The sequence below is a fragment of the Fulvivirga sp. genome (assembly GCF_040220315.1).
Classification (GTDB): Bacteria; Bacteroidota; Bacteroidia; order Cytophagales; family Cyclobacteriaceae; genus Fulvivirga.
Genome location: NZ_JAVJUY010000335.1, coordinates 1 through 13,530 on the forward strand (window position 1 = coordinate 1; position 13,530 = coordinate 13,530).

At 36.4% G+C, this 13,530-nt stretch carries 13 protein-coding genes and 1 tRNA gene; 13 read left to right on the forward strand and 1 reads right to left on the reverse strand.

All coding sequences use genetic code 11. The features are described from left to right. Positions 1-237 precede the first annotated feature (237 nt). The 5 genes from RLO81_RS17075 to RLO81_RS17095 all read left to right on the forward strand — a co-directional run bounded on the left by RLO81_RS17075 (position 238) and on the right by RLO81_RS17095 (position 6,401). Positions 238-693 (forward strand): hypothetical protein, encoded by a 456-nt coding sequence (locus RLO81_RS17075; protein WP_350114474.1) that lies wholly within the window; start codon positions 238-240, stop codon positions 691-693. Positions 694-807: 114 nt separating this feature from the next. Continuing rightward, positions 808-1,419, forward strand: a complete 612-nt coding sequence (locus RLO81_RS17080; protein WP_350114477.1) for a hypothetical protein — start codon at positions 808-810, stop codon at positions 1,417-1,419. 48 nt (positions 1,420-1,467) lie between these two features. Beyond that, positions 1,468-2,535 (forward strand): hypothetical protein, encoded by a 1,068-nt coding sequence (locus tag RLO81_RS17085; protein WP_350114480.1) that lies wholly within the window; start codon positions 1,468-1,470, stop codon positions 2,533-2,535. A gap of 133 nt (positions 2,536-2,668) precedes the next feature. Beyond that, a complete protein-coding gene (gene gyrA / locus RLO81_RS17090) occupies positions 2,669-5,191 on the forward strand; it encodes a DNA gyrase subunit A (RefSeq protein WP_350114483.1) in 2,523 nt (840 codons plus the stop codon). Positions 5,192-5,219: 28 nt separating this feature from the next. Further along, the gene (locus RLO81_RS17095) at positions 5,220-6,401 is read left to right on the forward strand and encodes a tetratricopeptide repeat protein (RefSeq protein WP_350114486.1); all 1,182 of its coding nucleotides are present in this window, start codon (positions 5,220-5,222) and stop codon (positions 6,399-6,401) included. Positions 6,402-6,516: 115 nt separating this feature from the next. Here the strand turns inward: RLO81_RS17095 and RLO81_RS17100 are convergent. Further along, positions 6,517-6,590 (reverse strand) — tRNA-Asp (locus RLO81_RS17100). Positions 6,591-6,745: 155 nt separating this feature from the next. Between RLO81_RS17100 and RLO81_RS17105 the strand changes: the two genes are divergently transcribed. The 8 genes from RLO81_RS17105 to RLO81_RS17140 form a co-directional block, all read left to right on the forward strand. Beyond that, complete coding sequence (locus tag RLO81_RS17105; RefSeq protein WP_350114489.1) at positions 6,746-7,693, forward strand: acetyl-CoA carboxylase carboxyltransferase subunit alpha; 948 nt, start codon at positions 6,746-6,748, stop codon at positions 7,691-7,693. 60 nt (positions 7,694-7,753) lie between these two features. Next, the gene (locus RLO81_RS17110; protein WP_350114492.1) at positions 7,754-8,401 is read left to right on the forward strand and encodes a DUF6090 family protein; all 648 of its coding nucleotides are present in this window, start codon (positions 7,754-7,756) and stop codon (positions 8,399-8,401) included. After that, complete coding sequence (locus RLO81_RS17115) at positions 8,398-9,234, forward strand: MBL fold metallo-hydrolase (protein WP_350114495.1); 837 nt, start codon at positions 8,398-8,400, stop codon at positions 9,232-9,234. The genes RLO81_RS17110 and RLO81_RS17115 overlap by 4 nt, the downstream gene beginning before the upstream one ends. After that, the gene (locus RLO81_RS17120; protein WP_350114498.1) at positions 9,234-10,004 is read left to right on the forward strand and encodes a patatin-like phospholipase family protein; all 771 of its coding nucleotides are present in this window, start codon (positions 9,234-9,236) and stop codon (positions 10,002-10,004) included. Before RLO81_RS17115 ends, RLO81_RS17120 begins: the two co-directional genes overlap by 1 nt. Further along, positions 10,001-11,989, forward strand: coding sequence for a urocanate hydratase (gene hutU / locus RLO81_RS17125; RefSeq protein ID WP_350114501.1), 1,989 nt, complete (start codon positions 10,001-10,003; stop codon positions 11,987-11,989). Before RLO81_RS17120 ends, hutU begins: the two co-directional genes overlap by 4 nt. Before the next feature lie 19 nt (positions 11,990-12,008). After that, on the forward strand, positions 12,009-12,479 hold the full coding sequence (locus tag RLO81_RS17130; RefSeq protein ID WP_350114504.1) for an outer membrane protein: 471 nt from the start codon (positions 12,009-12,011) through the stop codon (positions 12,477-12,479). A 64-nt stretch (positions 12,480-12,543) separates the two neighbouring features. Beyond that, positions 12,544-13,107 (forward strand): porin family protein, encoded by a 564-nt coding sequence (locus RLO81_RS17135; RefSeq protein WP_350114507.1) that lies wholly within the window; start codon positions 12,544-12,546, stop codon positions 13,105-13,107. A 109-nt stretch (positions 13,108-13,216) separates the two neighbouring features. Then, positions 13,217-13,530: porin family protein (locus tag RLO81_RS17140; protein WP_350114510.1), on the forward strand; the 314-nt coding region annotated here is incomplete at its 3' end.

Sequence of the window (13,530 nt, forward strand, 5' to 3'; positions counted from 1 at the left end):
ATTTGGGTCGGCTAACCCTATTTCATATACCTGGATATCTGATGTTAATAATGATCAGTTTGCAGTTCCTAATTCATTATCTGCCCGGTTTTTTAATATAAGAGCTACAATTAACATCTAAATGTCACGTAAAATACGTGACACAATATTAATTTTTAGCCAATAAATTTGTTTAAAAAGGGCGATTGGCCTTTCTTCGAGATTTTTAATTTTTATTTATAACAAACTATTGATACAATGAGGAAGATGAGACTTTTAATTGCTGCATTTGTAATGGGTTTATGCGCAACGGTAGCTAATGCACAAAGCGAAGAAATCACTGACGAAAACTTAAGACGTTACGCTTTGATGATGGAAACTGTAGATGCTATGAAATCTGAAATTAGCGTTTTAACAAATGAGATGATTAAGAATCAGGAGGGAATGACAGGTAAGAGATACTTAGAATTATCTAAAGGTGAAGGTGAAGCTGCAACTGAATTCGAGCAAAAATTTATGGAAACTATTACCAAAATGCAGGATGAAAGAAAAGAAGCGATTGGTGATGTTGTTCAAATATTGGCTACAAAAATGCTTCCTGACGGTGGTAAAGCGTATAAAGCCATCAAATCTGCTCTTGGGTCAGATGAAAGTGTGCAAAGTCGTTATAATGCTATTTTAGCCAAAATTCAAGCGCCCACTGAAGGTGCATAATAACTGAAAAAGAAAAAAATATAGAAAAGGCGCCCCGACTGGCGCCTTTTTTGTTGCCATATTCTTGACCATTATTACTTGGATTTTGTATCTTTTGACCTTAAATAAGAAATTATGTTCACAGAGAATGAAGTTGCCATAATGATTGATATTCCGGAAGTGCTAGATGCAGTTGTTGCTGCACGAAAGGAATTCATAGGGAATGAAGCCAATTTTTTAGAAATATCGGAACATGATTTTCTTTCCTTGATAATGATGACACCCACTGTCGGTATAGCACTTTCAAATGGTACCATCAGCCTTTTTGAAGAGCTTGCCCTGAATAAAATGGCCAGAAAAATGTCAAAGGGAGGTTTTTTTTTAAAAATTGACCCAGTGGCACACGCTATGAAATTTCTAATTAAAGCCTTTGATAAATGGGAGCTGCCATTTTATGAAATCATAAAAATTTGTATGGCTAAAACCTTTGACAGTTCTACACTAAGAAAAGTAGGTGCTGATCAGGGTGATTATAACCTGACCACCTTTGCCCAAGAATTAATGCAAGTCCCTTATGCGTATGTGAGGTTTCTTAGTTCTTTTTTCCTTCACGATGAAGCTGAAATAGTTGATGAGCGCAGTATCTCTAAAGTAGAGTTTGAAAAAATTCAGGACATTGGAAATAAACTAGAATTAAGTGATCATCTGGTATTCGCCTCATTTTGTAAAACCTTCAATGTGAAATAGTTTAGCAGGCTTCAAAGAATAATCTTTATTTTTGCCTGTTATAATTTCATGATCAGCTTAGAAATCAATCGGTTAATTAGATTAGCAACATTCGTGATGGTGTTCTTTTGTGCCTATCAGGTTTCTGGGCAAGATGAAGAAAAGCCTGCTATTCCATTAGATCATTTTTATGCGAAACCTGATAATGTTAGTTCTTTAAGGCTTTTGCTTTCTAAGCTACATTTTGGCTTGTCTACTGGGTATGGCAGAACTTTCTACAAACAGGACTTAGGCGGATATAGCATACTTCAACAACAAGACAGTACTCCATTGTTGTTTTCCAACGATGTTGATCCTACTACAGGTAATATTCCACGCGGTTACAGGTATTGGTTTAATACAGTTGAACAATCTGATAATGTAACTGTGGATCCAAATAATGATTTTCTTGTTAGTTCAGACACATCAGAATTAATATTTAGAGCACCCGGTACAAGCATCCCATTGCAACTAACCCTACACGTTGAAATACAAAACAGATATAAAATAGGCGCAGGGTTTATGTTTGAATATCATAGGGTTGGTGAATTTACTTCTAAAAACTTTGATGGGTCTATTGCTTCCATTACCCCGAATTTTGGCAGTACTTTTTACAAAAAATACTTTCTAATTCTAGGAGGTAAGGTGTATCGATATTATGATTACGTTTTATCCGTTGATGCCAATATTGGAGCATTTAATCTTTCCAATAAATTCAACAAAGGCCTAATTCAAAAGGGAGTGTTCTTTAATGTTGGAGCAACAATTGAAAGAGAGCTCTCAGAATATTTTTCAGCATTTGTAAGGCCTTCTTTTGATTTCAAAAATTTTACGATAAACGTGCCAGAATCTAGTACTTCAATTACAACAAATATGAACGCTTTTTACCTGGGGGTAGGTGTATTTTACAGAATTCCTGAATTAAAAAAATGTTTTCTCAAAAATTGCACAACCCAGGTTAATCATCAACATGGAAATAAGCAATATAGAAGTAGAATGCACCCAATATGGAGGAAGCAAAATCCACATCATGGAGAGAACTATCCGAGACTCTTCAAATACAAAAAAAAGAACAAGAAAAAACTACATCCTTATTAGCATAACTAATTAATAATCAATTAGTTATGTGCTCAATTTCAATACCTTCAATATTGTCATAATTAATCATGTGAAGCTTGATAAATTTTGTGTAATTTCGCCATTATTTTAAACTGATAAGTGTATAGATAAAATGGCGGAAGGAGCAAACGAGAATATCATTCCTATCAATATTGAAGATGAAATGAGAGGAGCTTACATAGATTATTCTATGTCAGTAATCATTTCAAGGGCATTACCGGATGTGCGGGACGGTTTAAAACCTGTACATAGAAGAATTTTGTACGGTATGCTCGATTTGGGTGTTAATTATAACAGACCCTACAAAAAATCAGCAAGAATTGTGGGTGAGGTTTTAGGTAAATACCATCCACATGGAGATACCGCAGTATATGATTCCATGGTTCGCATGGCCCAGCCTTGGTCGTTAAGGTATACGCTGGTAGATGGGCAGGGTAACTTTGGATCTATCGATGGTGATTCTCCTGCGGCCATGCGTTATACAGAGGCGCGATTAAAGCGTATTTCGGAGGAAATGTTAGGCGATATCAACAAAAATACTGTTGACTTTCAGTCTAATTTTGATGATTCGTTAAAAGAACCTACTGTATTACCAGCTAAATTGCCCAACCTTCTAATAAATGGAGCATCAGGTATCGCAGTTGGAATGGCTACGAACATGGCTCCACATAACTTAACAGAGGTTATTGATGGCATATCAGCCTACATAGATAATAGGGATATAGATATCCCTGAGCTAATGCAGCATATAACTGCCCCTGATTTTCCAACAGGCGGTCTGATTTATGGATATCAGGGTGTTAAAGAAGCCTTTGAAACTGGCCGGGGCAGAGTATTAATGCGTGCAAAAGCTGAAATTGAAACCACTAAAACAGGTAAAGAGCAAATCATTGTTACTGAAATTCCTTTCCAGGTGAACAAGGCCAACATGATTGAAAAAACAGCGGCACTTGTTAATGAAAAGAAAATCGAAGGGATTTCAGATATCAGAGACGAGTCTGACAGAGATGGATTGAGAATAGTCTATGATATTAAAAAAGACGCTATTCCAAACATTGTTCTAAATCATTTATTTAAATACACTCAATTACAAACTTCATTTAGTGTTAACAACATTGCGCTGGTAAAAGGCAGGCCAATGACGCTGAACCTGAAGGATATGATCATTCATTTTGTGGAGCACCGCCATGACGTTGTTGTTAGAAGAACACAATATGAATTAGATGAAGCAGAAAAGCGTGCGCATATTTTAGAAGGATATATTATCGCACTTGACAATCTGGATGAAATTATTGATTTAATAAGAAAATCTAAAGATCCTGATGCGGCAAAAGAACAATTAATAAAAAGGTTTGAATTGTCTGACATTCAGGCAAAGGCTATTTTGGAGATGCGTCTTCAAAGGTTAACAGGATTAGAAAGAGATAAAATTCAGAAGGAGTACGAGGAAGTAGTTGAACTTATTAAAGACCTGAAGGACATTCTTTCTAATGAGCCTAGAAGAATGGAAATTATCAAAACTGAGTTATTGGAGTTAAAAGAACGATATGGCGATGAACGCAGAACTGAAATAGTTCATAGTGCAGATGACATAACGTTTGAAGATATGATTCCAAATGAAGAAATGGTACTTACTATTTCTCATGAAGGATACATTAAGCGCACGCCATTGGTGGAATATAGAACGCAGAGTAGAGGTGGTGTGGGTTCAAGAGGTGCCAAATCCAAAGATGATGATTTTACTGAGCACCTCTTTATAGCAAAAGCTCATAACTACTTATTGATATTTACAGAATATGGTAAGGTCTTTTGGAAGAAAGTCTATGCCATTCCTGAAGGTTCAAAAACATCTAAGGGTCGTGCAATACAAAATCTTATTAACATTGAACAGGGTGACGTAGTGCGAGCTGTAATTAATGTTCAGAATTTGGATGACGAAGATTATATCAATAACAACTTTGTGATGATGTGTACCGAAAATGGTACAATTAAAAAGACTCCACTGGAAGCGTACTCAAGACCACGCCAAAATGGAATCAATGCCATCACTGTTAGAGAAGGAGATCGATTACTAAATGTTAGTTTAACAAATGGCGATAATCACATCATTATTGCAAAAACGGGTGGTAAAGCCATTCATTTTCATGAGTCTGATGTAAGATCAATGGGAAGAACGGCATCGGGTGTTAGAGGAGTAACCTTAGAAGGAGAAGACAAGGTAGTGGGTATGGTTTGTATTAATAGAGAAGACTCCAACTTGCTTGTTGTTTCCGAAAAAGGATATGGCAAGCGTTCTTTAATAGACGACTACCGAATTACAAAAAGAGGGGGTAAAGGAGTTAAGACGATTAATATTACAGAGAAGACTGGCAAGCTTGTTGCTATCAAAGAGGTGATTGATACGGATGACCTGATGATAATAAATAAGTCTGGCATTACCATAAGAATGGCAGTTGAAGATTTGAGGGTAATGGGCAGAGCCACTCAGGGAGTTAAGTTAATTCGTTTAAATGAGAATGATGAAATTTCTTCAGTAGAGAAAATTGAGCGAATAGAAGGGATGGATGAGGAAGTAACAGATGAAGAAAACGAAAATAATGAAGGTGCCGCACCTAATTCAGAAGAAAAAGAATAAATTTAAAAATCAAACTAATACATAAACTATGAAACGATTAATCGTATTTATGCTTGCAATAATGGTTGTAGGTTATTCTTACGGACAGAAGAAGCCTAAAATTAATCAAGCAGAAAAAGCTAGAACGGAAGGTAATCTGGGTGAAGCAAAGAATATTATTGATGAAGCCATTGTTCATGAAAAAACGAAAGATGATGGCAAAACATGGTACTATAGAGGCCTTATTTATGCTTCTTTAGATACTACACAAAACCCAACTTACCAAAACCTGGCCAATGACCCTTTAAAAACGGCCATGGAGGCATTTGCTAAGGCAGATGAAATGAACCAGGGCAACAATGAGTTTTATATCACAGGTCCTAATGGCTTTCCAGTGACAAAAGGTGAACAAATTAGTACGCTCTGGGGGCATTATCTAAATAAAGGCGTAGAGTATTATAATGCTCAAAATAATAAAGAGGCCTACAAATATTTTAGAAAAACGGCAGTTGTTCAACCAGAGGACACAACAGGTTATATTTATTCGGCTTCTGTAGCTCAAGCAGATAAAGACTATGATAAGGCTTTATTAAATTATTATACTTTGCTTAACGATCTGAATTACCATAGCAAAGATATTTATTCAGCAGTTATTTACATTGAAGGAGTTGTTAATGAAGATAATGAGAAGGCCCTAGAAGTAATTAGAGCGGCAAAAGAACAATTTCCGAGTGATTTAGATTTTGCTAAATCAGAAATTAATGCACTCATTAAACTAGAAAGAATAGATGAAGCAAAAAGTGAGCTGGAATCAGCTATAGCCAATGAACCTGATAACGCTAATTTAAGGTTTACTTTGGGTGTTATGTATGAAGAAATAGGCGATGCAGCAAAGGCAAAAGAAGCTTACAAAGGTGCAGTAGAAGTAGACCCTGATTATTACAATGCAAGATTCAATTTAGCGGTTCTTATTTATAATCAAGCTGTTGATTTGATAAAAGAAATGAACAACTTAGGTATTTCTCAGGCAGATCAAAAGAAAGCCAAGGCAATGAATGTTGATATTGACAAAAGATTGAAAGAAGCAGTTCCTCACTGGGAAAAGTTAAATTCTTTACAACCTAATGACAGAACAACATTAGAAACCTTGCAATACATTTATACTCAATTGAAAATGAAGGATAAAGCTGAAAAGGTTTCTATGCAGCTTGAAGCGTTAGGTGACGAGTAATATTGCATTCTATAAAATTGAAAAACCACGCGTTCTCAAACGGGTGGTTTTTTTGTGTATATAACAACTAGTATATAATAAAAAAGCCTCTCAAAATGTATTTAAGAGGCTTTTGCGGTCTGGACGGGACTCGAACCCGCGACCTCCTGCGTGACAGGCAGGCATTCTAACCAGCTGAACTACCAGACCCTTTCGTTTAAGGTGGTGCAAATGTATATCGGTCAATTTTTATTTGCAACACTAAGGTTGAATTTATTTCATTATTTTTCACCAATAGAATTAGCTTAGATTAATCTGTCATAAGTGCGGATTAGTTTTAATTTTGTACCTTTAATTAAACAGATATGCTATTGGATTTTGAAAAGCCTATTGCAGATTTAGAGGCAAAACTTGAAGACATGAAAAAGATCGCTGCTGAAAGCGATGTTGATGTGGAAGAAGCCGTGAAATCGCTGGAGTCAAAAATTAAGAGTCTGAAAAAAGATACTTTTAACAACCTTACGAGATGGCAACGTGTGCAACTTTCCAGGCATCCTGAAAGGCCTTATACACTAGACTATATTTACGAAATTTTAGATGACTTTGTAGAGCTACATGGCGATAGAAATGTAGCAGACGATAAGGCCATGGTAGGTGGGTTTGGAACCATAGACAAGCAAACGTATATGGTCATTGGTCAGCAAAAGGGTAGAAATACCAAGCAACGACAAATGCGTAATTTCGGCATGGCTAACCCTGAAGGTTATAGAAAAGCATTAAGGCTAATGAAATTAGCTGAAAAGTTTAACAAACCAATCATTACGTTTATTGATACACCCGGTGCTTTTCCAGGTCTTGAAGCGGAAGAGAGAGGTCAAGGGGAAGCAATTGCCAGGAACTTGAAAGAGATGTTCATGCTCAAAGTACCTGTCATTTGTATTATTATAGGAGAGGGCGCTTCTGGTGGGGCGTTGGGCATTGCTATTGGTGATAGAGTGGTTATGTTAGAAAATACATGGTACTCCGTAATTTCTCCTGAATCATGCTCATCTATTTTATGGAGAAGCTGGGACTACAAAGAACAAGCTGCTGAAGCCTTGAAACTGACTGGTAAGGATATGCTGGAACTCAAACTTATAGATGGTATCATTAAAGAACCTTTGGGTGGAGCGCATACAGACATGAAATGGATGTCTAAAGAAATTAAAAAATATATTAAAGCAACACATGAAGAATTGTCTAAACAAAGTGCAGAAGAACGTATAAGCGAAAGAATAGACAAATTCTGTTCGATGGGTAAATTCAAGGAATAAAAAGTAAAGATTCATAAATTAGAGCCACGGAATGTTCCGTGGCTTTTTAATTATATCACTATGAGAAATATAAGTTGGCTAGATCACTTTGTAAATTTAATTGTTGTAATTACAGGCATTTCCGTAGCCTTCGCCCTAAATAATTGGAATGAAGAGAAGAAAACGGATGAATTACATGATACTTATATTCAAGCCATGATTGATGACTTGGATTCCGATATTGCCGAACTTGATTCTATGGTAGTTAGAGAAAAAGAGAACCTAGCTATCTTCAGACGAGTCCTAGATCGTTCCAAACCTGTTCTCTCAGATGACTCACTGAACATTGCTTTTGCTAGAATTGCCTCTCTTACTTCCTTTTCAAGCAAAAATATCACCTATGAGTCTATTAAATCATCAGGGAAATTCGAGCTTTTAAATTTAAAACTGCGAATAGATATTATTGAATTTTATCATTCAGGGTATAATCAAATTGATGAGATTGAAAAGTATTACCGAATGAATTTCGACAATCAAATCATTCCTATCTTACTTAATGAAGCATATGGTACAAGTTCGGGGTTGAATAAAGATGTGTTAAACTCTGATAAATTTAGAACAGTGATGGGTATTCACTCCAGCTTCTTAGCACAAAAAATCCAAGCCTATCAAAACGGTCATAATTTAGCATTGAAATTAGAAAGAGAACTAAAGGACAACCTTAAATGAAATTATATGTTATAAATACAGGTCTATTTAAATTGGATGGGGGTGCTATGTTTGGTGTTGTTCCAAAATCCCTTTGGTCGCGAACAAACCCGGCTGATGAAAATAACATGTGCACATGGGCATTAAGGTGCCTATTAATTGAAGATGGAGATAGATTAATCTTAATCGATAACGGTATCGGCAATAAACAAAGTGAAAAGTTTTTTAGCCACTATTATCTTCATGGTGATTATAGCTTAAAGAAGTCTTTAAACGATGCTGGATTTGCCGAAAGTGATGTAACAGATATGTTTCTTACACACCTCCATTTCGATCATTGTGGTGGTGGTGTGATTCGAAATGGTGACAGCTTTGAAATCACATTTAAGAATGCTAAATACTGGTCGCACAGTGAACATTGGGAGTGGGCAACGCAACCAAATGCCAGGGAAAAGGCCTCCTTTTTGAAGGAGAATATTTTACCAATGAAAGAGAGTGGTCATTTAAACTTTGTTGATAAAACACAAAATGCTTTTGATCAATTTGATGTAGAAACATTTAATGGTCATACTGATAAACAGATGATCCCAAAGATTAAGTATAAAGACAAGACGATTGTTTTTATGGCTGACCTGCTGCCCTCGGTAGGCCACATTCCGCTGCCTTATGTGATGGGCTATGACACAAGACCATTGCTTACTTTGGATGAAAAAGCAAGGTTTTTGAATGAAGCAGCTGACAATAATTATATCCTTTTTCTTGAGCATGATTCAATGAACGAGTGTTGCACTGTAAAACATACCGAAAAAGGCGTGCGATTGGATCAAACATTTAAACTATCTGAAGTCCTTTAATGAAAGAATATAGTGTAGGCTTAGTTCTTTCTGGTGGCGGGGCAAGGGGAATTGCTCACTTAGGCGTATTAAAAGCATTAGAAGAGGTTAATGTTAAAATCGATGTAATTTCTGGAACAAGTGCAGGTGCCATTATTGGCGCGCTCTATGCCCAAGGACTAAGTACTAATGACATTTTAAAGCTATTAATTGAATTAAAGCCAATGCGCTTTATTCAACCAGCACTCAATACAAAAGGTCTCCTAAAAATGGAGGTGATAGAGCGGTTTTTAATCAACTATCTACCGGAGGATAATTTTGCCAATTTGTCTATACCACTCTATATTGCTGCTACAAATATGAAAACAGGTAAAACAGAATACTTTAGTCAAGGACAACTGATACCTGCAATTTGTGCCTCCTCATGTATTCCTGTTTTGTTTAACCCTGTTGAATTTAATGGTAATTTATACATTGATGGCGGGATTCTAAATAATCTACCTGTCGAAGCCATAAGAAAAAAAACGAAAGCCATCATAGGTGTGCATTCCAACCCAATAGATAGAAACTTTGATTTTAAAAACTTTTCGAGTGGAATGGAGCGTGCGCTAATGCTGGCAATTACAAGTAATGTTTATCAAAGTGCTCAGCAATGTGATTTCTTGATTGAACCTAAGGGATTAGAACCGTTTAAAGTATTAGATATTAGCAAAGCTGAAGAAATTTTCAGTATCGGATATAAAGAGGCAGTACGCCAAATTCAAGAATCTAAAATGTTAGAAGTATTATGACATTTAAAGAACAAATTCTACAAGGTATTCCTAGTGAGTTACCGGATCTAAGACCGTATGATAAAAGTGTTAATCACGCGCCAAAAAGGAAAGATATTCTTACTCCGGATGATAAAAACCTCGCACTAAAGAATGCTTTAAGGTACTTTGATCCAAAGCATCATGCTGTGTTGGTTCCTGAGTTTAAAAAAGAGTTGAATGATTATGGTCGCATTTATATGTTCAGGTTCAGACCTACCTATGATATGTATGCCAGGCCTTTAAGTGAATATCCATTTAAGTGTAAACAGGCGGGTGCTATAATGTTAATGATTCAAAATAATTTGGATCCGGCAGTGGCTCAACATCCTCATGAATTAATAACCTATGGAGGTAATGGTGCAGTTTTTCAAAATTGGGCTCAATACCTGTTAACAATGCAGTATTTGGCGACAATGGAGGAAGACCAGACATTACACATGTATTCTGGTCACCCAATGGGGTTATTTCCTTCTTCTATAGAAGCACCCAGAGTGGTTGTAACCAATGGCATGATGATCCCTAATTATTCTTCGCAAGATGATTGGAATAAATTTAATGCACTAGGAGTTACCCAATATGGCCAAATGACGGCAGGTTCATATATGTATATAGGGCCGCAAGGTATCGTTCATGGCACGACCATTACAGTCCTAAATGCAGGACGAAAAATAGCCAAAGATGGTGAAGGTTTGGCAGGCAAACTATTTGTTTCTTCTGGACTAGGTGGGATGAGTGGCGCACAACCAAAGGCTGGAAACATTGCCGGTTGTATAACTGTAGTTGCTGAAGTGAACCCGAAAGCTACGCACACTCGCCATAGCCAGGGCTGGGTCGATGAAGTGATTGAGGACTTAGATGAGCTTGTTGCACGAGTTAAACAAGCAAAAGAGGAAAAGGAAGTGGTTTCTATAGCTTATGAGGGCAATATCGTGGATGTGTGGGAAAGATTTGATCAAGACAATGTGTACATCGATTTAGGTTCTGATCAAACCTCTTTACACAATCCCTGGGCAGGTGGGTATTATCCGGTGGGGCTGTCATTTGAAGAATCCAATATTCTTATGGCTAATAATCCTGAAAAGTTTAAAAAAGCAGTTCAGGATACATTGATAAGGCATGCAAAAGCCGTTAATAAACATACTGAAAAAGGCACTTACTTTTTTGATTATGGCAACGCCTTTTTATTAGAGGCTTCCAGAGCTGGCGCAGATGTGATAGCTGCTGATGGTATTAATTTCAAATATCCATCTTACGTTCAGGATATAATGGGACCGATGTGTTTTGATTATGGTTTTGGTCCATTTAGATGGGTATGTACATCCGGAAAAGAAGAAGATTTAATAAAATCAGATAAAATTGCAGCTGATGTATTGAAAAGACTGAAGCAAGAATCTCCACCAGAAATCCAACAACAAATGGCGGATAATATTCAATGGATTGAAGCCGCTATGGAGAATAAATTGGTGGTAGGTAGTCAGGCTAGAATATTGTATGCTGATGCACTGGGGCGAATAGAAATAGCAAAAGCCTTTAATAAGGCTATTAGTAAAGGAGAGTTAGCTGAAATAGTTTTAGGTAGGGATCATCATGATGTATCAGGTACAGATAGTCCATACAGAGAAACATCGAACATTTATGACGGCTCCAAATTTACGGCAGATATGGCCATTCATAACGTGATTGGAGATTCATTTAGAGGAGCCACCTGGGTATCTATACACAATGGAGGCGGAGTAGGCTGGGGTGAAGTAGTTAATGGTGGATTTGGAATGCTCTTAGATGGTTCGGATGAAGCCGAGAAGAGGCTTAAAAATATGCTTTTCTATGATGTAAATAATGGAATAGCTAGAAGAAGTTGGGCAAGAAATAAGGAGGCTGTTTTTGCTATTAAGAGAGCAATGGAAATGAATGATAAATTAATTGTCACGTTACCCAATAAAGTATCTAAAGATTTATTTAATTAGCGCAACAAAATTAGAAACTATGAAAAAGACATTTTTACTTGCATTATTTTTAACAATTGCCGTCTCGGCAATGTCACAAAGAAGAATAGGTGGAAACTTGGTCTATGGCACTGAAATTGAAGAACTAGGCATCGGTGTTGTTGGTGAGTTCTTTTTTAAAAATGACCTCTCAATTTCCCCTAGTTTCAACTACTATTTTGCTGAAGACCCTCTCAATTTTTGGGAACTAAATGTAAACCTTAATTACTACTTCGCAGAGTCTGGGTCGGTTAGCGCGTATGCACTTGGTGGACTTAATCTAGCAAGGATATCGATAGATTCAGGTGTCTTAGGACCCGAAAGATCCGATACTGAATTAGGCTTGAATATTGGAGCAGGAGCTAATTTTGATGTTGGAGGTTCGGTGGTTCCTTTTACTGAATTGAGGTTTGTATTAAGCGATTTCGATCAGGCTGTTTTTGCCTTTGGTGTAAAATTTCCGCTAAACTAACAGGCGTTAGTTTTTTGATGTTATAATTTTTATATATTTGATGTATCACTAAATAGAAATAACTATGAAAAAAATTACTATTTTATCATTATTTGTTTTAGGGGCAATTTATTCAGTAAATGCTCAAGTAACTGTTGGTGCAAAAGCAGGGTTAAATTTTGCAAATGTTGATACCGAAGGTTCAACAGATGCTCGAACGGCTTTTCACTTTGGCGGTTTTGGAGTAATTATGTTTTCCGATAATCTTGGATTACAGCCTGAATTACTTTACAGTGCTCAAGGGTTTGAGCAAGACTTCAGTGGTTCTACTTTCGAAGCGAAAATAAACTACTTAAACGTTCCGTTACTAGTGCGTTATAACATCAATGAAATGATAAGTTTACATGCTGGACCACAGTTAGGTTTTCTTTTATCTGCAGAAGATGAAGATGGCAATGAATTTGATGACAACTTAAAAGGGACGGATTTGTCTTTTTCAATAGGTGGTCAAGTAGATTTGCCAGCAGGATTTGTAGGTGGTGTTAGATATAATTTGGGACTTTCTGATATCAATGATTTTGATGGAGCATCCGAGTCTAAAAACAGAGTTTTTCAGCTTTATGTAGGTTGGAAATTATTCGGGAACTAAATAACGAATTAAGATCAATTTGATAAAGACCGGTTGGAAAATCGGTCTTTTTATGTTAATATCAATATTCAATTAGAGCTATTTTTTTAAACCCTTAAAATTTTTTAAAATGAAAAAGTTATTACTTTTATTTTCTTTTATAGCCATTTCTTCTTTTGGTTATGCACAAATATCAGGTGGAATTAAAGGAGGTGTAAACTTCGCAAATGTTGATGCTGACGGTGATCCTGATGGTAAAACAGGGTATCACGTTGGTGCATTTTTAGAGATCGGTGCAGCTGGTATATTTATTCAACCAGAAGTGCTTTATTCTTTTAAAGGAGCTGAGGATTTCGATTTAACTTATATCGAAGTGCCTATTTTATTGAAGAAGAACTTTGCCAAAGTATTAAATGTTCATCTTGGCCCTCAATTCGGGTTTTT

Coding starts and splice junctions, on each gene's coding strand:
- RLO81_RS17115 (WP_350114495.1), top strand. CDS start 8,398: ATGAAATTATATGTTATAAATACAGGTCTATTTAAATTGGATGGGGGT.
- RLO81_RS17095 (WP_350114486.1), top strand. CDS start 5,220: ATGAAACGATTAATCGTATTTATGCTTGCAATAATGGTTGTAGGTTAT.
- gyrA (WP_350114483.1), top strand. CDS start 2,669: ATGGCGGAAGGAGCAAACGAGAATATCATTCCTATCAATATTGAAGAT.
- RLO81_RS17130 (WP_350114504.1), top strand. CDS start 12,009: ATGAAAAAGACATTTTTACTTGCATTATTTTTAACAATTGCCGTCTCG.
- RLO81_RS17105 (WP_350114489.1), top strand. CDS start 6,746: ATGCTATTGGATTTTGAAAAGCCTATTGCAGATTTAGAGGCAAAACTT.
- RLO81_RS17135 (WP_350114507.1), top strand. CDS start 12,544: ATGAAAAAAATTACTATTTTATCATTATTTGTTTTAGGGGCAATTTAT.
- RLO81_RS17085 (WP_350114480.1), top strand. CDS start 1,468: ATGATCAGCTTAGAAATCAATCGGTTAATTAGATTAGCAACATTCGTG.
- hutU (WP_350114501.1), top strand. CDS start 10,001: ATGACATTTAAAGAACAAATTCTACAAGGTATTCCTAGTGAGTTACCG.
- RLO81_RS17120 (WP_350114498.1), top strand. CDS start 9,234: ATGAAAGAATATAGTGTAGGCTTAGTTCTTTCTGGTGGCGGGGCAAGG.
- RLO81_RS17080 (WP_350114477.1), top strand. CDS start 808: ATGTTCACAGAGAATGAAGTTGCCATAATGATTGATATTCCGGAAGTG.
- RLO81_RS17075 (WP_350114474.1), top strand. CDS start 238: ATGAGGAAGATGAGACTTTTAATTGCTGCATTTGTAATGGGTTTATGC.
- RLO81_RS17110 (WP_350114492.1), top strand. CDS start 7,754: ATGAGAAATATAAGTTGGCTAGATCACTTTGTAAATTTAATTGTTGTA.